Annotated in this window: 19 protein-coding genes; 8 read left to right on the forward strand and 11 right to left on the reverse strand. The window is 68.1% G+C overall.

Annotated elements, in window-relative coordinates; translation table 11 throughout:
* Positions 1-166: 166 nt before the first annotated feature.
* Positions 167-1,006, reverse strand: coding sequence for an NAD-dependent protein deacetylase (locus tag ACQR1X_RS27890; protein WP_434900041.1), 840 nt, complete (start codon positions 1,004-1,006; stop codon positions 167-169).
* Between the two features lie 86 nt (positions 1,007-1,092).
* Between ACQR1X_RS27890 and ACQR1X_RS27895 the strand changes: the two genes are divergently transcribed.
* A complete protein-coding gene (locus ACQR1X_RS27895) occupies positions 1,093-1,245 on the forward strand; it encodes a hypothetical protein (RefSeq protein ID WP_434890090.1) in 153 nt (50 codons plus the stop codon).
* A 6-nt stretch (positions 1,246-1,251) separates the two neighbouring features.
* Here ACQR1X_RS27895 and ACQR1X_RS27900 read toward each other — a convergent pair whose 3' ends face one another.
* Genes ACQR1X_RS27900 through ACQR1X_RS27920 form a run of 5 tightly spaced genes read right to left on the reverse strand, consistent with a single transcriptional unit; the run spans position 1,252 to position 5,929 of the window.
* Positions 1,252-2,157 (reverse strand): polysaccharide deacetylase family protein, encoded by a 906-nt coding sequence (locus tag ACQR1X_RS27900; protein WP_315800659.1) that lies wholly within the window; start codon positions 2,155-2,157, stop codon positions 1,252-1,254.
* A 4-nt stretch (positions 2,158-2,161) separates the two neighbouring features.
* Entirely contained in the window at positions 2,162-2,959 is a 798-nt protein-coding gene (locus ACQR1X_RS27905; protein WP_434900042.1) for an ABC transporter permease, read from the reverse strand.
* Entirely contained in the window at positions 2,959-3,825 is an 867-nt protein-coding gene (locus ACQR1X_RS27910) for an ABC transporter permease (protein WP_434900043.1), read from the reverse strand. Before ACQR1X_RS27910 ends, ACQR1X_RS27905 begins: the two co-directional genes overlap by 1 nt.
* Before the next feature lie 2 nt (positions 3,826-3,827).
* The gene (locus tag ACQR1X_RS27915) at positions 3,828-4,898 is read right to left on the reverse strand and encodes an ABC transporter ATP-binding protein (protein ID WP_315800662.1); all 1,071 of its coding nucleotides are present in this window, start codon (positions 4,896-4,898) and stop codon (positions 3,828-3,830) included.
* Entirely contained in the window at positions 4,895-5,929 is a 1,035-nt protein-coding gene (locus tag ACQR1X_RS27920; protein ID WP_434900044.1) for an extracellular solute-binding protein, read from the reverse strand. The genes ACQR1X_RS27915 and ACQR1X_RS27920 overlap by 4 nt, the downstream gene beginning before the upstream one ends.
* Before the next feature lie 197 nt (positions 5,930-6,126).
* Here ACQR1X_RS27920 and ACQR1X_RS27925 point away from each other — a divergent pair, with 197 nt between their 5' ends.
* On the forward strand, positions 6,127-6,864 hold the full coding sequence (locus ACQR1X_RS27925) for a GntR family transcriptional regulator (protein WP_315800664.1): 738 nt from the start codon (positions 6,127-6,129) through the stop codon (positions 6,862-6,864).
* Between the two features lie 17 nt (positions 6,865-6,881).
* On the opposite strand, the gene ACQR1X_RS27930 is transcribed toward ACQR1X_RS27925, so the two are convergent.
* Positions 6,882-8,975 (reverse strand): adenylate/guanylate cyclase domain-containing protein, encoded by a 2,094-nt coding sequence (locus ACQR1X_RS27930; RefSeq protein WP_434900086.1) that lies wholly within the window; start codon positions 8,973-8,975, stop codon positions 6,882-6,884.
* Positions 8,976-9,267: 292 nt separating this feature from the next.
* On the opposite strand from ACQR1X_RS27930, the gene ACQR1X_RS27935 reads away from it, so the two are divergent.
* From ACQR1X_RS27935 to ACQR1X_RS27950, 4 genes are read left to right on the forward strand one after another with little or no spacing between them, the layout of a single operon-like run.
* Positions 9,268-9,573 (forward strand): BufA1 family periplasmic bufferin-type metallophore, encoded by a 306-nt coding sequence (locus tag ACQR1X_RS27935; protein ID WP_315800665.1) that lies wholly within the window; start codon positions 9,268-9,270, stop codon positions 9,571-9,573.
* A 39-nt stretch (positions 9,574-9,612) separates the two neighbouring features.
* Positions 9,613-10,533: an MNIO family bufferin maturase gene (gene bufB, locus ACQR1X_RS27940; RefSeq protein ID WP_434895376.1), complete on the forward strand. Its 921-nt coding sequence runs from the start codon at positions 9,613-9,615 to the stop codon at positions 10,531-10,533.
* Entirely contained in the window at positions 10,520-11,302 is a 783-nt protein-coding gene (locus tag ACQR1X_RS27945; RefSeq protein ID WP_315800667.1) for a DNA-binding domain-containing protein, read from the forward strand. Before bufB ends, ACQR1X_RS27945 begins: the two co-directional genes overlap by 14 nt.
* A complete protein-coding gene (locus ACQR1X_RS27950; protein ID WP_409997873.1) occupies positions 11,302-11,832 on the forward strand; it encodes a DoxX family protein in 531 nt (176 codons plus the stop codon). Before ACQR1X_RS27945 ends, ACQR1X_RS27950 begins: the two co-directional genes overlap by 1 nt.
* Here ACQR1X_RS27950 and ACQR1X_RS27955 read toward each other — a convergent pair.
* The 3 genes from ACQR1X_RS27955 to ACQR1X_RS27965 form a co-directional block, all read right to left on the reverse strand.
* Entirely contained in the window at positions 11,772-13,361 is a 1,590-nt protein-coding gene (locus tag ACQR1X_RS27955) for a hypothetical protein (RefSeq protein WP_434895377.1), read from the reverse strand. The two genes, ACQR1X_RS27950 and ACQR1X_RS27955, sit on opposite strands and share 61 nt — an antisense overlap.
* Positions 13,362-13,494: 133 nt before the next feature.
* On the reverse strand, positions 13,495-15,003 hold the full coding sequence (locus ACQR1X_RS27960) for a glycosyltransferase (RefSeq protein WP_434900045.1): 1,509 nt from the start codon (positions 15,001-15,003) through the stop codon (positions 13,495-13,497).
* A gap of 398 nt (positions 15,004-15,401) precedes the next feature.
* Positions 15,402-15,899 carry a YchJ family protein gene (locus ACQR1X_RS27965; protein ID WP_434874227.1) on the reverse strand — a complete coding sequence of 166 codons (498 nt, stop codon included), beginning with the start codon at positions 15,897-15,899 and terminating at the stop codon, positions 15,402-15,404.
* A gap of 169 nt (positions 15,900-16,068) precedes the next feature.
* Here ACQR1X_RS27965 and ACQR1X_RS27970 point away from each other — a divergent pair, with 169 nt between their 5' ends.
* Complete coding sequence (locus tag ACQR1X_RS27970) at positions 16,069-17,301, forward strand: hypothetical protein (protein WP_434838858.1); 1,233 nt, start codon at positions 16,069-16,071, stop codon at positions 17,299-17,301.
* Between the two features lie 523 nt (positions 17,302-17,824).
* A complete protein-coding gene (locus ACQR1X_RS27975) occupies positions 17,825-18,859 on the forward strand; it encodes a hypothetical protein (protein ID WP_434895379.1) in 1,035 nt (344 codons plus the stop codon).
* 41 nt (positions 18,860-18,900) lie between these two features.
* Here ACQR1X_RS27975 and ACQR1X_RS27980 read toward each other — a convergent pair whose 3' ends face one another.
* Positions 18,901-19,236 (reverse strand): MmcQ/YjbR family DNA-binding protein, encoded by a 336-nt coding sequence (locus ACQR1X_RS27980; RefSeq protein ID WP_316180365.1) that lies wholly within the window; start codon positions 19,234-19,236, stop codon positions 18,901-18,903.
* Positions 19,237-19,284 lie beyond the last annotated feature (48 nt).

Genomic DNA, 19,284 nt, shown 5'->3' on the forward strand with positions numbered 1-19,284 from the left:
ATTTGGCGATGCTCAAGACCGCAGAAGAATCCACGCCATGCGCCTTGTCCAGCCTGCCTGAACCGGACAGCCGTGGGCTTGACCCGGGCATCCACATTCTGAAGCACCGAAGAGATGGATGGCCGGGTCAGGCCCGGCCATGACGGCGGAGAGAGGGTGGCCCACCCTAGTCCTGCAGCAGAAACGCCAGCGCTTCGTCGCACGGCGCCTCCACCTTCAGCGACAGCAGATCATCCGCGCGGGTACGGCCGAGATTGACGGCGGCAATGGGGATGTTGCGGTCGGCGGCGGCGCGAACGAAGCGGAAGCCGGAATAGACCATCAGCGAGGTGCCGACGACGAGCATGGCGTCCGCCTGCTCGACATGCTCGCGCGCGGTGGCGACGACCTCGCGCGGGACGGTTTCGCCGAAGAACACGACGTCGGGCTTGAGGATGCCGCCGCAGGCCCGGCACACGGGCACCGTGAACGTGGCGAAATCGACGCCGTCGAGATCGGCATCGCCGTCGGGCGCATCGGCGGCGTCGTGCGCCAGCCAGTGCGGATTGGCGCGGGCCAGTTCGTCCTGAAAGTCCGTCCGCGACAGCATGGCGCCGCATCCCATGCAACGGACGCGGTCCAGCCGGCCGTGCAGGTCGATGACGTTGCTGGTTCCGGCGGCCTGGTGCAGGCGGTCGACATTCTGCGTCACCAGCAGCGCGCAGCGGCCCTGCGCCTCCAGCCGCGCCAGCGCATGATGCGCGCCGTTCGGCTGGGCGCGGCCGAAGCGGCGCCAGCCGACCATGCTGCGCGCCCAATAGCGGCGGCGCGTCTCGTCGCTGCCGACGAAGGCCTGGTAGGTCACCGGCGGCGTGCGCTTCCACTGCCCGTCGCTGTCGCGGTAATCGGGAATGCCGGAATTGGTGCTGCAGCCGGCGCCGGTCAGCACGACGATGCGGCGGTGGCTGTCGAGGAAGGATTTCAGCGCGGCGGGATCGACCATGACCTCGCAGATGTAGGTGGCCATGGCGGCCTGCGCCAGAGCGCCGCGACGCGGCGCTCTCGGTCTGAACCATTGCTCGATCCCGGCCTTATCCCGTGGGAGGACCTGCCATGACACCACGCAACGGGCATGATCGCGGACTCCGGCCGCTCGACGGGCCGGCCGACGACGCTGACATGGACGACGAGCGCGACCTCGCCACCGGCGAGGGCGGCACGATCGAGGTACCGCTGACCGACGACGACATCGCAAACGACGATTGACGCCGCTCAGGCGGGCGGCGGCACCGTCGCCAGCCAGTGACGGGCGATGTCGGCGCGCGGCGCGATCCACGCCGCGCCGCTGCCGGCGATGTGCGCGAGGATGCGGTCGAGCGCGCCGATCCGGCCGGGACGGCCGATCATGCGCAGATGCAGCCCGATCGACAGCATCTTCGGCGCGGTCGCGCCCTCGCGCACCAGCCAGTCGAAGGCGTCGATGACGTAGTCGGCGAAATCAGCGCCGCGGAAGCGCGAGCCGTTGAAGAACTGCATGTCGTTGCTGTCGAAGGAATAGGGCAGCACCAGATGCGGGCGGCCGGCGACGGCGACATAATATGGCAGGTCGTCGTTGTAGGCGTCGCTGTCGTAGAGGAAGCCGCCCTGCTCGACCAGCAGCCGCCGCGTGTTCGGCGAGCTCGCCGAGCGCGTGTGCCAGCCCAGCGGCGGCTGGCCGGTGACGCGCCGGATCGTCTCCACCGTGCGCGCGATCACGCGGCGCTCCTCGGTCTCGCCCATGCCGGCGTGGCTCTGCCAGCGCCAGCCATGCGCCGAGACCTCATGGCCGCGCGCCACGGCATCGCGGGCGAGCTGCGGCGAGCGCTCCACGGCGCGGCCGCAGGCGCTGACGGTGACCTTGACGCCGTGCGCGTCGAACAGACCCATGAGGCGCCACCAACCCACGCGCGTGCCGTATTCGAAATGACTGTCGATGCAGGGATCGGGGCCGTCGAGCCGGTGCACGACCTCGTAGATCGCCTCGTTGCTCGTATCGCCGTCGCACACCGAGAATTCAGAGCCCTCCTCGAAATTCACCACCAGCGACACCGCGACGCGGGCGTCGTGGGGCCAACGCGGATGCGGCGGCCTGCCGGCATAGCCGGTGAGATCGCGGCGAAAGGCAGGCTGTGAGGTCATCATGTCAATCCGCGGTTCCGGCCAAGCGGTGCAGGCCGACCAGGCGATCGCTGATCAGCAGCAGCACGAGCGTGCCGGCGAGAATGAGGGTGGAGAGCGCAGCCAAGGTCGGATCGGGCGCCTCCTCGATATATTGCAGCATGCGGATCGGCAGGGTTTTCGAACGCACGTCGGTGAGGAAGATCGAGACCGGATAGTTGTCGAACGAGGCGAGCAGGCTGAACAGCCCTGCGATCAGGAACGACGGCGCCAGCGCCGGCACCATCACGCGCAGAACGCTGCCGGCATAGGTGCAGCCGAGCGTGCGCGCCGCCTCGATCAGGGTGAAGTCGAACCGCGACAAGCCGGCAATCATGGTGCGCGCCACGTAAGGAAGCGTCACCACGAGATGGGCCACCAGCAGCGCGCTCCAGGTCGCGGTGAAGCCGACCATGCGGAAATATTGCAGCAGCGCGATGCCGAGCACGAGGCCGGGCATCATCAGCGGCGACACCAGCAGCGTGCCCAGCGCGGTCGCGCCGGGCAGCCTGCCGCGCGCGATGGCGATGGCGGCGAGCGTGCCGGCGACCATCGACAGCGCGGTCGACAGCACGGCGATCTGCAGCGACAGGACCAGCGACGGCCAGAAGCCGTCGAGCCGGCCGATCCGGCCATACCAGCGCAGCGACGCGCCCGACAGCGGCAGATCGAACACCGGTGTCGGCGAGAACGAGGCGGCGGCGATCACGACCAGCGGCAGCAGCAGGAACAGCGCCAGCCCGATCGCGAGCACCCAGCAGACGACGATGGCGAGGCGCGACATCATTTCGGCTCCCGTGACAGCAGCGTGCTGAGCGCGACGACGATGATTGCGATCGCCAACAGCACGACGCCGGCGGCCGCGCCGAAGCCGGGCTCGCGCGCCAGCAGATACGCCTTGGCGATGGTGGTGGCGAGCGTCGGATATTTCTCGCCGATGAGCAGCGTCGGCACGACATAGGCCGACACCGACAGCGAGAACACCAGCGCGACCCCGGCGATGATGCCGGGCAGGGTCAGCGGCAGGATGACGCGAAAGAACACGACCAGCGGCGAGGCGCCGAGCGTGGCCGCGGCTTCCGCGTAGCGGCCGTCGAGCTGCGCCACGACGGCGTAGATCGGCAGCACCATGAACGGCAGGAAGATGTTGACGGCACCGACGATCAGCGCGGTCTGGGTGAAGATCATGCGGATCGGATCCTCGATGATCCCCATTGCGATCAGCACCGTGTTGATGAGGCCGTCGCTGCGCAACAGGATGGTCCAGGCGAAGGCCTTGACGATGACCGAGGCGGCGAGTGGCAGGAACAGCGTGGCCAGCAGGATCGAGCGCAGCGGCCCACGTGCGCGGGCCAGCGCGAAGGCCGCGGGATAGGAGATGAAAAATGCGATCAGCGTCGTCAGCAGGCCGAGCCGCAGTGAATTCCAGATGATTCCGAGATAATAGGGCGTACCGAGCAGCCTCGTGTAGTTCGCCGGCGTGATGCCGCCGTTGGCATCGAGCACGCTGACGCCGAGCAGCAGCGCCAGCGGCAGCACGAACACCAGTGCAGTTATCAGCAGCGATGGCGCGACGAAGCCGAACGCCGCGAGCCGCTCGCGATCCGGCGTGGTCTTGACGATGGGCGCTGGCAGCACGGCGTCGGTCATGGTCAGGTCTCGGCGGCAAAGGCGAAGGTTTCGGCGACGGGCCAGGCGAAACGGACCTCGTCGTGCACGCGGGGCACCTCGGCCTCACGCCCCGACAGTTCGGCGAGCAGGCTCGCGCCTGCGCCGGCATCGACGTCCACGAGGGTCCGCGAGCCCTGGAACACGACCGACCGAACGCGGCCGGCCGCGGAGTTGGCGCCCTCTCCAACGCCGAGCCGCAGCTGCTCCGGCCGCGTCACCACGATCACCGAGGCCCCGGGCTGGAACGCACCGCGCGCCGACAGACGGCCGACCGGCGTGACGACTTCCACCGTGCCGTCCTGCGCGCCGACCACTTGGCCGGCGATGCGCGTCGACAGCCCGACGAAGTTGAGCGCGAACAGGCTGGCCGGCCGGGCATACAGCTCGCGCGGCTCGGCGAGCTGCTCGATGCGGCCCTTGTTCATGACCGCGACGCGGTCCGACATGGTCAGCGCCTCGTCCTGGTCGTGGGTGACGAAGATCGCGGTTGCCTTGACCTCCTGCAGCAGCCGGCGCAGCTCGACCTGCATCTCCTCGCGCAGCTTGCGGTCGAGCGCCGACAGCGCTTCGTCGAACAGCAGCACGTCCGGCTCGACCGCGATGGCGCGCGCCAGCGCGACGCGCTGCTGCTGGCCGCCCGACAGCGCCGAGATGCGGCGGCTGCCGAGATGGCCGAGCTTGACCAGCGACAGCGCGCGCTCCACCGCACGATCGATCTCGGCCTTGGGCGTGCCGCGCACCTTCAGGCCGAAGGCGACATTGCCGGCAACGGTGAGATGCGGAAACAGCGCATAGCTCTGGAACACGACGCCGACATTGCGCCGGTGCGGCGGCACATGGGTGACGTCGCGCCCCGCGAGCGCGATCGTCCCGGCGTCGGGCGGTGCAAGGCCGGCGATCGCGCGCAGCAAGGTGGTCTTGCCGCAGCCGGACGGGCCGAGCAGGGTCACCAGCTCGCCGCGGCGGATCGTGAGATCGACGCGATCGAGCACTGTCGCGGCGCCAAACCGCTTGGAGACCCCGCTGATGACGAGATGCGGCGCGCCGGTCATGTCATCTCCTTGCTCCAGCGATCGACCCAGCCGGCGCGGTTCTTGGCGATGAAGGCCCAGTCGGGCGCGAACAATGTCGCGGGATCGGGATAGCCTGAAGGCAGCGGCGTGGCCTGGTTGGTCGGCGCGATGAAGGCCGTCTTGGCGAGGATGCTCTGCGCCTCTGGGCTGAGGTAGAAGTCGATCACGGCGTCGGCGAGATCGCCGGCCGGCGCGCCGCTCACCTTGGCGATGCCCGACGGCATCGAGAAGCCGCCATCCTTCGGGATCGCGAGGTCGACCGGCGAGCCGTCGGCCTTGCGGATCAAGGTGTAGGCCGAGAACTGGCCGCCGATCATCCAGGCCTCGCCCTGCTCGAGCAGATTGATGGCCTGCGGCGCGTTGGTATAGACGTTCAGCAGGTTGGCCTTCAGAGTCTTGATTTTCCTGAAGCCGGCGTCGATCTCGTACTGCGCCTCCTTGTAGGGCTTGCCGGTCTCGAGATGCGCGGCGGCGAGCAAGGTCCAGAACCCTTCGGTGTTGGACAGCGACGGCACGACGATCTTGGAGTCGTATTTCGCGTCCCACAGCTCGGCCCAGCTGCCAGGTGCCGTCTTCATGCGCCTGGTGGAATAGGCGATGCCGGCCCACGGCTTCTGATAGTTGGCCCACATGCCGTCCTGGTGCACGGCATCGCCGACAAGCTTGCCGAGATTGGGAATCGCCGACGACGACATCTTGGTGATCAGACCTTCGGCCGCGGCCGGCAGCATCACCGGGTCGTCCATGATCACAACCGAGATCTTCGGGCTGGCCTTGTCGGCCTGCATCTTCTGCAGGTTGGTCAGCGAGTTGGTGCCCTCGTACAGCACCTTGCAGTCGAGCTTCTTCTCCAGCACCGGAAACAGGTCGGAGTTGAAATATTTGGCGGCGCCGGCGGGACCGCCGATCACGATCTCTTTCGGGGCGGCGCGCACCAAAGCGGGCGCGGCGAAGGTGGCGGCGAAGGCCGCACCGGTCTTGAGGAGGCTGCGGCGGGAGAAGGGGTGCATGAGAGGATCCCGTGTGAGCTGTCGCGTGGCGTGTCACCCAGGATCAGCAAGCGCCGTGCCAAATGTGCACATTTCTTGATTCGGTAATGAGATCAGCGTTCTGGGCTATCTCTCGATCCGAGCCTTGCCCGGCTGCGAGCAGAATGTGCACATTTTTTGGAGGTGACGTGCCGCGCCTTTGGGCCTAGCAGTTCGCCATGGCGATGCGAGCGCAGCGAATCGGAAAGGCCAATCCCGCCGAGGACGAGGCGGTGTATCAGGCCATCCTGCGTGCGCTGCTGGAAGGCAAGCTCAAGGCCGGTACCAAGCTCGCCGAGACGCCGCTGGCTGACATCTTCGGCGTGTCGCGCGAGCGCATCCGAAAAGTTCTGCACCGGCTCGGCGCCGAGCGGCGGCTGGAGATGATCCCGAACCGCGGCGCACGGGTGCCGCGGCCGACGCTCGATGATGTCAGGCGAGTCTATGAGGCGCATCGCGTCCTCGAGGCCGGCGTGCTCAGCCAGCTGGTGCTGCGGGTCGATGATCTCCTGCTCGCCCGGCTCGATGCGCATCTGGCGGAGGAGCGCGCGGCGGCACAGCGCGGCGATCGCGCGACCTCGGTGCGGCTGTCCGGCGCCTTCCACGTCCATCTCGTCGACTCCATCGGCAATCCCGAGCTGTCGCGCATGCTCGGCGATCTGCTCAGCCGCTCCTCGGTGATGGTGTCGGTGTACGAGCCGGCGGCGCAGTCGATCTGCGCGGTCGACGAGCACGGCGCGATCGTCGCGGCGCTGCGCGACCGCGACCTGATGCGCGCGATCGCGGTGTCGCGCGAGCACTTCCTGCATGTCGAAGGCCGGCTGCGGCTCGACCAGGACGCGGCGACGCCGACCCAGGACCTCGCCGCGGTGTTTGCCGGACGACGGCCGCTGCGTGGCAAGAGGCGCTCGGCCTAGCCGGGCCCCGGCAACCGCTACTTCGTCGGCAGCGCCGTCACCGGGTGCCAATGACGATCCGGCCACGTGCCTGCCAGGGGCCTGCAGCGCGCGATCATGACCTCGGCGGCGCGATCGCCCGGCTTGAGCGCGAGGACGGCTTCGAAAGCCGCGATCGCCGCTGCGAAGTCCTGCGCGCGATAGTTCCGAAGACCGCGCGCATAGTGCGCGATCCAGTGCATGTCATGCGTTGCGTCATTCCCCGCGAGCCCGACCAGCTCGTGGACGCGCAGGCCCTCCTCGCGGCCATAGACGGCGATACGGTCGATCTCGCGGGTGAGAAACGCCTCGCCCGCCAGCCGCGCGGTGCCCTCGCCGATCAGGATATCGGTGCCGTAGATCTTGTTGGCGCCCTCCAGCCGGCTCGCGACGTTCACGGCATCGCCGATCACCGTATAGTTGAGCCGCAGCTCGGAGCCGATGTTGCCGACCAGCATGGGACCGGAGTTGATGCCGATGCGGATCGCGAGCGGCCGGCCGTCATCGTCGCACAAGCGGCTGGCTGCAACCGCATCCCGGCACGCCAGCGCGGCGCGGCAGCACAGACCCGCATGATCCGGCTGCGCGGCCGGTGCGCCCCAGAACGCCATCACCGCATCGCCGATGAACTTGTCGATGGTGCCGCCGTGATCGACGATGACGGCCGAGATCAGGTCGAGATAGCGCGACAGCAGCGGCACGACACGGTCGCCCATGCGCTCCGACAGGCCGGTGAAGCCGGCGATGTCGATGAACATGACGCTGAGCTCCTGGACATGGCCGCCCGGCCTGGCATCGACGCCCTGTCGCAGCAATTGCCGGACGAGATCGGCGGGAATGAACTTGCGGAACGACGACAGGCCGCCGGCCATCTCGGCGATGGCGCCGGACAGACTCGCGATCTCGCGCAGCCGCGACGGATGGCGGCGCACCTGCTCGAGCGCGAAGGCCTCGACGTGACGCAGTTCGGCCACCACGCGCCCGAGCGGCGCGGCGATCACGGCACGCGCCAGCGCGGCGGAAACCAGCGCCGCGAGCACGGCGCCGATGCCGAGACCGACGATCACGCGCCGCAGCGCCGCGTCGACCGGACCGAGAAATTCCGCTTCCGGAATCACCGTGACCAGCGACCAGCCGGGAAACGGCAGCGCCGTGCGCGCGACCTCGAAGGCGCCGCCGCCCGATTGCACGCGGCCGCGCCAGGCCTCGTCGCCTGCGGGCGAGGACCGCATCGCCTGCTGCGCGACCGGCAGCAGCGGCTGGCGGCCCTGCCCGGCATTGACCTCGTCGGCGGTCTCGTCGGGCGCCGCGACCACGCCGCCGTCATGCGCCAGGATGAAGGCGCTGCCAGTGCGGCCGACCTGGAGCTGGGCGAGAAAGCGCGAGATGCGCGCGTGCTCGATGATGATGGCGAGCACGCCCTGCCGCTCCTGATAGACATCGATAGGCCCCGCCAGCGCGATCGCGGGACGGTCACCGCCGGGATGCACGTCGACGCTGAACCAGCGCGGCTCGTCCGCGGCGAGGCTCTCCTTGAACCAGGGCTGGTCGGCGACCTTGAAACGGGTCGGCTCGAAGCGGCGCGCCGCGAACTCGATATCGCCGGGCACGACATCGTATTCATCGACGCGGCGCTGGCCGGGATGATCGGTCAGTGAGATCTCCATCATCTCCAGGCGCCGGTCGCCGAGCTTGTGGGCGGCGAAGAACGAGCCGTCGGGCCAGCCGAACGCCGCCGATGAGATCGTCGCCTGCGACTGCAGCTGCGACAGGAACACGAATTCGCGCTTGTCCGCCTCGCGGGTGTCGAGCACGTTCTGCAGGAACAGCGTGCGGATGGCGGTGTGCGCCGCGCGCGCCTCGCTGACGATCGCGCTCACCTCCTTGCGCACGGCGCTCGCGATCTGCGCATTGATGGTGCTGGCGAGCTGACGGCTGATCGCCTCCGAGGTGCGCCACCACAACAGGCTCGAGGCCAGCGCCGTCAGCAGGATCGCGGTCAGCACCAGCGCCGACACGGCGAAGCGGATGCTGACGGTCAACCGCTCGCCGGCGGCGTCTCGGCGCGGCACTCGGCTGTTTTCGCTCGCCATCATCGCAGGTCGATCTCCGATCGGACCGATCGGCGCGCGGGGCTGCGCCCGACGGGGAGCCGCCAGACTGCGCTCTCATGACGTGCGCCACCAATGCCGGCTGGCTAAGTCGATGATGCCTGCAAAGCATTGGCACTTCGAACCCGCCTGCGTTCGATTGGACGCAGCTCCGAAGCACGCAATACCGCTCACAGGGTCGTGAGCGGAATCGCCGCGTAACATTCTCGTGGCTGCGGGCGAAGGAGAGATGCGCATCGCCAAGCGAGCGATGCAGAACACGAGAGGAATCGTCATGCCCGCCAAGAGAACCGTCACCACGCTGGCGCTCGCCGGCGCCGTCAGCACCGCGCTCGCAAGCCTCGCAATGGCCGGGCCACTGACGAAGGCCGAAGCGGAAGCCGCAATGGCCGCCAAGAAGGAGAAATGCTTCGGCGTTGCCCTGAAGGGCCAGAACGATTGCGCCGCCGGTCCCGGCACGACCTGCCAGGGCACCTCCACGATCGACTTCCAGGGCAACGCGTGGAAATTCGTCCAGGGCGGCACCTGCACCAGCATCGACGTGCCCGGCGGCCGCAAGGGCTCGCTGAAGCCGATCTGATCGCTCTCGTTCACCCCAAGCGGAAAGCGGAGACGCAGCATGCGCACCGATGCCCCCCCTGCACCGGGCCCCACCATGCCGCTTCGCTTTCCGCCACCTCTCGGCGGCGTCGCCGGGACCAGCTTCAAGCCGTCGCACCTGGCCGCCATCCTGGCCGAGGCGCCGCAGCGCGGCTTCTTCGAGGTCCATGCCGAGAACTACATGGGCGCCGGCGGGCCGCCGCATCGTCAGCTCGAGGCGATCCGCAGGGATCATCCGCTGTCGATCCACGGCGTCTGCATGTCGATCGGCGGCCCGCAGCCGCTCGATCGCGACCACCTCGCGCGCTTCCGCAAGCTCGTCGCCCGCTATCAGCCAAGCCTGGTCTCCGAGCATCTGGCATGGTCGACGCACGATACGACGTTCTTCAACGACCTGCTGCCGTTGCCCTACACGACCGCCACGCTGGCACGGGTCTGCGACCATATCGACGAGGTGCAGAGCGCGATCCGCCGGCCGATCCTGCTGGAAAATCCGTCGACCTACGTCGCCTTTCACGACTCGACGATGAGCGAGACCGACTTCATCCGCGCCATCGTCCGCCGCACCGGCTGCGGGCTCCTGCTCGACCTCAACAACGTGTTCGTCTCCGCGATCAATCATGGCTTCTCGCCACAGGATTATCTGGCCGACTTTCCGCTCGCCGCTGTCGGCGAGATCCATCTCGCCGGTCACGCCGTGCAGGCCGACGATGAAGGCGAGCCGCTGCTGATCGACAGCCATGACGGCCCCGTCGCCTACGATGTGTGGGCCCTGTTCGCCAGCGTGATCGCGCGCAACGGTCCGATGCCGACGCTGATCGAATGGGACAGCAACATTCCGGACTGGCCGGTGCTGAAGGCAGAGGCCGCGGCCGCGCAGACGATTCTCGATGACCACGCTTCCGGCTGCTCGCAGGAGGTGCGTGATGCCGCAGCCTGAGCAGGTTTCCGACTACGCCATCCAGTTCGCCGCGGCGCTGCTGACGCCGGATCGCGCGACGCCTGTCGCCGTCGGGGGTCCGCTGGCCAAGGCGGCCGGGCGTCGGTTCAACGTCTACCGCAACAACGTCACGGTCAGCCTGATCGAGTCGCTCATCGCGATCTATCCGGCGGTGCAGCGCATCACCGGCCCCGATTTCTTCCGCGCGATGGCGCGGGCGCATGTGCGCGAAACGCCGCCGACGTCGCCGCTGCTCTTTGACTATGGACGCGACTTCCCCGCCTTCATTGCAGCGTACGAGCACGCCCGAACGATGCCGTTCCTGACGGACGTCGCACAGATCGAGCGGGCCTGGCTCGACGCCTATCACGCGGCAGACGCCGCGCCGCTCGACGGCGCCACGCTGGCGACGGTGCCGCCCGAGCGGCTGCCCATGCTGCGCTTCGCCGCTCATCCCGCCACCCGCATCGTGCGCTCGGATTTCGCGGCGGTCACGATCTTCTCGGCCAACCGCGGCGATGCCCCGGTGCCGCGCATTGATGGCTCGGTTCCGGAGGACGCGCTGATCACGCGGCCCGCGCTCGACGTCGTCGTGCGTCACCTGCCACGAGGCGGCGCGATCTTCGCGAGCCTGCTGGTCGCGCGGCAGCCGCTCGACGTCGCTGCGGAAGCCGCGTTCGAGGCCGCGCCGGAGTTCGATCTCGCCGCCAACGTAGCCGGCCTGATCGAGGCCGGCGCCTTCACGGACATCACTTTCGAGGACGCATGATGACGACGGACCACTCCATGGCGCCGACCCCGACGCTGTCGCTGCCTTCCCTCGTCGGCCAGGCCGTGCGGCTGCTGCAGAGCGCGACCCCGCTCACCCTGGTCCAGCTCGTCACTCGCATTGCGCTCGCCGTGCCGTTCTGGCGCTCGGGCATTCTCAAATGGGACGGCTTTCTCAGGCTGAGCGACACCGCCGTGACCCTGTTCAGCGACGAGTTCATGCTGCATCTACCCGGCGGGCCATATCACTTTCCCATGCCGACGGTGATGGCGTTCCTGTCGGGCTGCGGCGAGGTCGGCTTCCCCGTCCTGCTCATTCTCGGCCTCGGCACCCGCTTCGCGGCGCTCGGCCTGCTGTTCATGACGTGCATCGTCGAGCTCACAGTGCCCGACGGCTGGCCGATCCATCTGACCTGGGCGGCGATGGCGCTGGGCCTCATCGCCCATGGCGGCGGAAAGATCTCGCTCGATCACGTTCTCGGCGGGCTGTTCGGCGGCGCGCACCAGGGCAGCGCCAGCCGTGGCATGTAGTAGCCGCGCCACTCGCAGACCTCCTCGGGCCCCCTGCGCTTGAGCGCCATCTTGACCGGCTCGGCCTGGCTGATGCCGACATGGAGCGCGAGCAGCGCCGCGCCGATCGGATAGGCGAAGCGGGAGAAGCGCAGGTCCGACAGACGATCGAGCAGGACCATGCCGGCGATGATGATCAGGGGATCGGTGAAGACGAAGTACTCGACCTTCAGCCCGCGGCGGACGCCGAGCGTGTCGATGCCGATGGCCGCCAGCATCAGGAGGACGGCCTGGATGGCCGCCTGCCGCTCACCGCGGCGCCAGGCGATGACGATGCCGGGGATGACCAGCCAGGTCAGGAACACCGCGGGGCGGGCCGACGATTGGAGCACGAAGGTGTAGCGCCGGATGACCCCCAGCACCCCCGATAGCAGCAGGCCGACTGCCCCGGCGAGGCTGCCGGCGGCCTCGGGCGCGTCGATATAGGTGATCATCTTCTCGAGAGGATTGAGCACGACCACGACATCGTTGATGTCGTAGCTCAGCTTCAGTGCCAGCACGCCGAGGCTTGTGCCGGCCACCGCCGCCAGCAGTGCCGCGACAGTCTCGGCCGCGCTCACCCGCCACCGCCACGCGAAGCCGACCATGCAGGCCGCGACCACGCCGAGCAGCGCGAACTGATAGATGCCGAAGCGGCCGAACAGTATCGGCTTGAGCCCGGCAGCCGTTGCATTGACAGGATCGAAGCCGGCGGCGATCAGCGGCCAGGCGGCGATCGCGGCGACGATTGCCGCCACGGCTGCAACCATGACGGCCGCCCACGCGCGCGAGCTTTGCCAGAACGCCACGCTTGCGCTCGCCGCCGTCCCGAACGGCAACACCAGCACAGGAATGGCGGCGATCAGCAGGATCGCATGCACCTTGTTCTCCAGGCCGAGCATGCAGAGCAGCGCGGCGAGTCCGACGGCGAGCGGCCGCGCCAGGCTGGCGCGGCGCGCCACAGCGATCAGGATCATCAGCGCGAGGATGCAGAACGACGCCGCGATCATCTCGCTGCGCAGGATGCGCAGATGCATCTGCACGCCGCCGGAGAAGGCGAAGGCGGTGACGGCGAGCATGGCGATGCGCCAATCGGACACCAGCCGGCGCGCGGCCCAGGCAAAGGCGAGGATGATGCCGGCGGCCGTCAGCAGCGCGGCGACGCGTCCGGCATGGACGGCGCTGGTCATCGCCGCGTCGAAAGCGGCGCGGTCGGCGGGGATCGCCGACAACGTCCAGGCGTCGAGCAGGCCGAGCCGGTGCAGCAGCGCGAACCAGGTCTCGACCGAGAGGATGGTGAGATAGGCCGGGTGGTCGAAGAACACCTGCGCGCCGCCGTCGTTCATGGCGAGCGCGTTGTAGATCACCATGAAGTCCATGTCGGCATTGCGCCAATAGACGGTGAAATAGCCGGCGGTCAGGAACGACACGAGCGAGAGCAGCAGCGCGATCGCAACGCCGCCGCGCCAGCCGAACGGGGTGAGGCGGTCGAGCGCGTCGCGGCGCGGCATGTCCTTTGTCGCACAGTTCTGGCCGGCATCTTGGGAAGGGCCGTCACCGCGGATCACAAGCAGCTCCGGCGGGAACTCCAATGAAGCGCATCGGCGCCACCTCGCAGGCGTGGTCCGCGCGCGCACGCCATCCTCAGATCGCCTTGATCTTGAAGAACGCGAACACGACCATCTTCAGCAGCATCCAGCCGTGGCGAAAGCGGGAGATCTGGGTTTCGCCATAGCTGCGCGCGGCGTAGCGGATCGGCAGGTCGATCGATTTCAGGTTCAGCTTCGAGGCGCCGAAGATCAGGTCGAAATCGCCGAACGGATCGAAATCGCCGAAATAGGCCTTGCCGGCCTTGAGCCTGACATAGTCGCTGCGGCGGAGCACCTTGGTGCCGCAGAGCGTATCGGTGTAGCGCTGATTCAGGAGCCACGAGAACAGGTAGGAGAAGGTCTTGTTGGCGATGAGGTTGAGAAAGCGCATCGCGCCCTCGTCCATCGGATAGACCAGGCGCGAGCCGTTGATGAACTCGCCCTTGCCGGAACGCAGCGCCTCGAAGAATTTCGGCAATTGCTCCGGCGGCATGGTGAGGTCGGCATCGAGGATCATCAGCACGTCGCCGCGCGCGGCGTCGAACGCGGTGAACACCGCGTCGGCCTTGCCCTTGCCGGGCTGGCGCATCAGCTTGATGTCGTGATCGGGGAACGCCGCGCGCACCCGCTCCATCTCCTCATAGGTGCCGTCCTGGCTGTGGCCCTCGATGAAGATGATCTCGATGTCGTTGCAGAACGTGGCGATGCGCCGGACCGCCGGCTCGATGTTGCCGCGCTCGTTGCGCGCCGGGATCACCACCGTCGCCGAGCGGACGTCGTCGCTGACGCAGCGCATCGATCGCGATACCAGATAATGTCGCAGCGCCAGCGCGCGCAGGCCCGGCAGCACGCTGAGGAAGCGATTGGCGAAGCGGCCGAGGCCGTAGAGCCGGAGCGGCGACAGCACGCGCTGCTCCGATTTGACGGGATCGAAATCGGCCAGGTGCGCCAGGCTGCGCAGGTCGGCCGGCGACAGCACGTTCTGCTCCGGCTGCGGCATCCGCAGGCTCAGTGCTTCCGCAGCCTTCAGCAGCGGATACCAGAGGTGCGAGAAGTAGCCGATGACGAGTCGCGTCTCGCGCGTGCACAACGGGTGCAACTGCGCGATGAACTGCTGGCAGTCGTCGAGCGAGCCGATGGTGTCGAGCACCAGGATGACATCGAACGGGCCGGTGGCGGCGGCGAGCGTGGCCGGATCCTCCGCGTCGCCCAGAATGAAGGTCAGCTCGGGATGCCGGCTGCGAGCGATCGCGATCTGCTTTTCGCTGAAGTCGATGCCGACGCCGTAGGACGGCGCGAGCGAGGCCAGCGTATCGCCGAGGCCGCAGCCGATCTCCAGCACGCGGCTGCCCGGCGCGATCAGGAAGCGCAGATAGCACGCATCCTCGCCGTGAAAGAACGCCGCCTTGTCGCGCCAGCCGGCGCGCGCATCGGCGAAATGGTTCGCATGGTCGAGGATGGCCGCCTTGCGCGGCGACAGCGCCTTCGTTGCCGGCGACAGGGTTGCGGCAACCTGCGGCCGCTCGCGTTCGTCCTGCCGGACCGCCTCGTCCAACTCCGCCACCTGATACCACCCCCGCTAGGAACTACGTCCTTCTAGGCCAGCCCGGTTGGGCGGAGTCAAGGCGGTGGCAGAGAAGTCCTCCGCTCTGTTGGCATCGTGACGCCCCGGCTCTGACGCGCGACGGAAACGAGCAGACATCCGCCGGCCACAATGAGGCCCGCGCGATCGTTCGCGCCACATGCGTCCGATCTTTGCTTCTCATTCGCGCTCGCAACTAAGCGGGCGCGGGAAGACCGGCGACGCGGGACCGTCGTCGCGAGATTGGCGCCGGCGCCAGCGGCTGGAGCGCCGGCGCGCCGGCCTGCGCGGGGGCACGGAAGCACCTGACGAGTCCGCAGTCGCGGCTCCCCCCTCCTATCAACACAGCGATGCACCGCGATCGAGACATGCCGCCGCGCTCACCGCCCGCAGCAGAACTTGTATTTCTTGCCGCTACCGCACGGGCATGGATCATTGCGGCCGACCTTCGCGGTGGCAGCCGCCCGCTTCGGCTCCGTGACGGCGGCGCGCGCGTCACCCTCGACGAAGCGCCAGGCGCCGTCGTCGTCGCGGCGAAACTGTGAGACCTCGTGGTGCTCGATGATCTTGCCGTCTTCGCGATAGCTGGCGACGAAGCTGACGACGCCATCGGCGTCGCCGGGCTGGCCGCGGACCGACGAGACGATGCGCAGGCCGAGCCAGGTCGCGCGCGTCGCCCAATTCTTCGCCGCGACAGGGTCGAACGCAGCACGCCTGTCGGACGCGAGCGTCGCTTCGATGTAGCCGATGTCGCCGCGCGTATAGGCCGTGTAGCGCGAGCGCATCAGCGCCTCGGCGGTGGGCGGCATCGCGTCGCCAAGCAGATAGGGACCGCAACAGCGGTCGAAGGGAAGCTGTGATCCGCAGGGACATGGCATGAGGTGACGCTTAGCATCGATGCCGAGCCATGAAAACGGCGGACGGCTTGGCGTACGCCGCACCGATGTGGCCCCGCCGGGTTTGCAGCATGGCCTCGCGGCTTTTCACCGCCGTGAATTGATCGTATCGATCGGCGCACGTAGACCCGAACACCCGAGGTGTCGCGCCTTGATCGTCATCATCGCCCGGCTTGCCGCTGTCACCGCGGCACTTCTTGCGCTGCTCGCCGTTGCCGCCGTGCCAACGCAGTCCGCATCTGCCGGCGACTTCAAGTACGGTGGCGGCACCGTTCTGGACTCGCGCATCCTGCGGGCTGTCTTTGCCGAGGACCGGCTGTGGCTGCTCAGCAGTGACGGGCAGCTCTGGAGCATGACGGAAGCCGGTGAAGGGATCGACGTGGCGACGCCGGACCGCGTGATCGAGCTGTTCGTACAGCACGGACATGCGGCGATCGTGACCTGCCCAAGAGACTCCTGCACGCAATGGACACCGAACGCGCGATGGACTTTGCGCGGATGGCGAGGCAACGATTGGGAAACGACCGGTGAGATCGTAACGCACGGCGAGAACTTCGTCACCGCAATTGCCACCGGCGATACGACCACGCTGGTGACGGTAAAGCGGATGATCAATCTAGCGGGCGGCGTCCAGACCGAGACGGCGCTGAGCTGGCCGTCCTCCGTCACGTCCTCTCACATGTTCGATCCATCGCAGCCGTTAGACCGGCAGCAGCCCAAGGCACCATTCCCGTTTCCGCTCACCTATCTGTATCGGCCCGAATCAGGGCCAACGACGCCGTTGAAGGCCTGGCCGGTCGGCGCCGTCCTCGCCACCTCGAAACACATCTTCGTCGGTTATAGCGTGGGCGAGTGGGGCGGCGGGCTGAAGCGGATCGATCGGCTGACCGGCATCCTATCCGAGATCGAGGATGTCGACGGCGACCTGTGCGGCGGCAACCTGAATCCGGCGTGCGATCCGGTCAACGGCATAGCGATCATTCCATGGAGACCGGACTGCATCGCCGTCGCGATCGGCTTGATCCACATGAGTTCGCATGGGCGCATGGTGGAAGTGTGCGACAACGCCGTCCGCCCGCTCTACACCCACGAGATCCAGGCGCGTCCCGCCACGACTCCCGGCGGACCGGACGGGAGCATGTGGACGACCACGACAGCCTTCTTCGGGTTGCAGCAGACGGGCGAAGATCTGCTCGCGATGGGGCATGACGGCCTGTACCAGATCAGCCGGGGCGATACGGTTCGGCAAATCCCGTTGCCGCACTTCAAGGATGTGGATGGCGTCGCGGTGAGCTTCGACATTCCCGGCCTGGTGCTGGTGCTGACCACCGCCAATCGGCGCTTCTCGGTAAGCAGCAGCACGCCGATGCTGGTACCGCGCTAGTCAGTCCTCCTCGCCCTGGCACGCCGCGATCGGTCTCGCTTCGACGAGCGACGTTCGACTATCGCACGTCCTGCTCGGCGACTTGCGCGTCAGCCTGATCTCCCAACGCCGCTCACGCGGCGGTTGTGACTCCAAAGACGCAGGTCGCCATCGTTCACCACTGCCACTGCCGCTACACGCGCGGCGCGGTTTCGAAACCGGCGAATCCGTGTTAACCATTGGTTAAGAACAAGGGTGTTGGGCGCACGGCTGACCGGCCCGGCCCCGCGCGGACCAGAACCTTCCGGGCGCCGCCTCATTACGTGGCGCTTGTGACCGCAAGCCCTCCGCATCATCGGCGGATCAGGGCGCGGGAGATGCCAACGATTTCTTCGCGCGACGCCAGCCCGGCCGCAAGAACGAAGGCCCGCTTCGAGGCGGGCCGCTGCCCGATTCCCGATCAGACGTGCACCCGATGCCGGCGCGGTCAGCGCTGCGTGCAAACGCAGAGTCGCGCCCATCACCACCGATTGGAGCAGCCCCGATGGCTGATGAGTCCGTAGTCGCATCCATCATTCCCTGGCAGCAGCCGAAGACGGCCAAGCCGCGTCCGAAGCGCGCCAAGGTCGTCAAGCCACGCCCGCGGCCCCGGACCGACAAGGCCGAGAAGGCCAAGATAACGGCGCTCGACGACGAGATGCTCGCGTCCGAGACGCTGATCATGCCGGATTTCCTGGACTACGTGAACGAACCGGCGAAAGCGCCGGCCGTTGCCGAGGCGTCCCGCACGGGAGCGGCTGCCAGCGCGGCGGCCGCGGCGATCCCGGCCGCAGCGCCGCCGGCGATGATACCGCCGCACGAAGCGGCGGCCGCGACCGAGGGCGAGGTCGTGCCGGCCGCCGCGCCGATCACGCCGGCAAAGCCCGCGCGCGCTGGCATCACCGCCTCCTCGGTCCTGCTGCAACTGGCCGCACTGGCGCTCGCCGCGGTCGGCATGGCCATGAACGGCTGGTTCGCGCATTCGCTCGGCTCGAACAGCACCGCGGGCTACATGTTTCTGGCGGTCGGCGTCACCGCCGACCTCGTCGCGCTGGTGATGCCGACCTGCGCCGCTCGGCTGTGGCAGGCGCGCCACCGCGCCTCGGCACTGACCGGCTGGGCGGTGTGGCTGATGACCTTCGTGTTCGCGGTCACCGCCGGCATCGGCTTCGCCTCCACCAACATCAGCGACGTCACCTTGGCGCGCGCCTCGCGCGTGACGCCCGCGGTGCAGGCGGCGCAGACCGCGCTCGCCGACGCCATGACCGCGCGCGACCGCGAGTGCAAGGGCGGCGTCGGCAAGTTCTGCCGCGAGCGCGAGGCCGCCGTTGCCGAGCGCCGGCTGGCGCTGGACGCGGCGATGTCCACGGTCAGCCAGACCGCCGATCCGCAGACCGAGGCCGCGATCAAGCTGGTGGCGTGGGTGTCGCGCGGCGTGGTGAAGCCCTCCGCCGACGACTTCGTCATGCTCCGCCTGATCCTGCTGGCGCTCCTACCGCAGATCGGCGGCATCCTGCTGATGGTCGGGCGAAGGGTGTGAGAGTTCTTGTCGCCGCCGGCGATTGTTTCGCCGGGGTCGGCTCAGCGCCTGCTGCGGCCGCGTGAACGCGGCGGACGATGCGCGGCGCGCCACGCGCTCTCGAGCACGCTGCGCAGGCGAGCGGCATCGACGTCGGCGAGCGACACGGTGGTCCAGCCCTGATCACCCCATTTGTTGGGGACCCGGCGAAACACGCCGGGCTGCAGGCCGGCATGGTGCTCCTGCTCGTCGGGCGAGAGCAGGACATTGGCGGATGCGCCATCAGCGGCGAGGGTCGCGAAGGTCCGGTGCAGCTTGAACGCGGTGCGATCGAAGTGAGGCGCCTCGGTCGCTCCGGCGAACGACAGAGCGAGGCTGCGAAATTCGTCACCGGTCATCTCGACGCGCCCCTTGCGATCGTATTCGAAGGATATGACTAGCACCGG

Origin of the sequence: Bradyrhizobium sp. HKCCYLRH3073 (assembly GCF_051167995.1) — a bacterium.
Classification (GTDB): Bacteria; Pseudomonadota; Alphaproteobacteria; order Rhizobiales; family Xanthobacteraceae; genus Bradyrhizobium.

Bases quoted from the DNA above. Each gene is read 5' to 3' on its own strand.
- ACQR1X_RS27890 (WP_434900041.1), bottom strand. From the start codon at position 1,006: ATGGCCACCTACATCTGCGAGGTCATGGTCGATCCCGCCGCGCTGAAA.
- ACQR1X_RS27895 (WP_434890090.1), top strand. From the start codon at position 1,093: ATGACACCACGCAACGGGCATGATCGCGGACTCCGGCCGCTCGACGGG.
- ACQR1X_RS27900 (WP_315800659.1), bottom strand. From the start codon at position 2,157: ATGACCTCACAGCCTGCCTTTCGCCGCGATCTCACCGGCTATGCCGGC.
- ACQR1X_RS27905 (WP_434900042.1), bottom strand. From the start codon at position 2,959: ATGTCGCGCCTCGCCATCGTCGTCTGCTGGGTGCTCGCGATCGGGCTG.
- ACQR1X_RS27910 (WP_434900043.1), bottom strand. From the start codon at position 3,825: ATGACCGACGCCGTGCTGCCAGCGCCCATCGTCAAGACCACGCCGGAT.
- ACQR1X_RS27915 (WP_315800662.1), bottom strand. From the start codon at position 4,898: ATGACCGGCGCGCCGCATCTCGTCATCAGCGGGGTCTCCAAGCGGTTT.
- ACQR1X_RS27920 (WP_434900044.1), bottom strand. From the start codon at position 5,929: ATGCACCCCTTCTCCCGCCGCAGCCTCCTCAAGACCGGTGCGGCCTTC.
- ACQR1X_RS27925 (WP_315800664.1), top strand. From the start codon at position 6,127: ATGGCGATGCGAGCGCAGCGAATCGGAAAGGCCAATCCCGCCGAGGAC.
- ACQR1X_RS27930 (WP_434900086.1), bottom strand. From the start codon at position 8,975: ATGGCGAGCGAAAACAGCCGAGTGCCGCGCCGAGACGCCGCCGGCGAG.
- ACQR1X_RS27935 (WP_315800665.1), top strand. From the start codon at position 9,268: ATGCCCGCCAAGAGAACCGTCACCACGCTGGCGCTCGCCGGCGCCGTC.
- bufB (WP_434895376.1), top strand. From the start codon at position 9,613: ATGCGCACCGATGCCCCCCCTGCACCGGGCCCCACCATGCCGCTTCGC.
- ACQR1X_RS27945 (WP_315800667.1), top strand. From the start codon at position 10,520: ATGCCGCAGCCTGAGCAGGTTTCCGACTACGCCATCCAGTTCGCCGCG.
- ACQR1X_RS27950 (WP_409997873.1), top strand. From the start codon at position 11,302: ATGACGACGGACCACTCCATGGCGCCGACCCCGACGCTGTCGCTGCCT.
- ACQR1X_RS27955 (WP_434895377.1), bottom strand. From the start codon at position 13,361: ATGCCGCGCCGCGACGCGCTCGACCGCCTCACCCCGTTCGGCTGGCGC.
- ACQR1X_RS27965 (WP_434874227.1), bottom strand. From the start codon at position 15,899: ATGCCATGTCCCTGCGGATCACAGCTTCCCTTCGACCGCTGTTGCGGT.
- ACQR1X_RS27975 (WP_434895379.1), top strand. From the start codon at position 17,825: ATGGCTGATGAGTCCGTAGTCGCATCCATCATTCCCTGGCAGCAGCCG.
- ACQR1X_RS27980 (WP_316180365.1), bottom strand. From the start codon at position 19,236: ATGACCGGTGACGAATTTCGCAGCCTCGCTCTGTCGTTCGCCGGAGCG.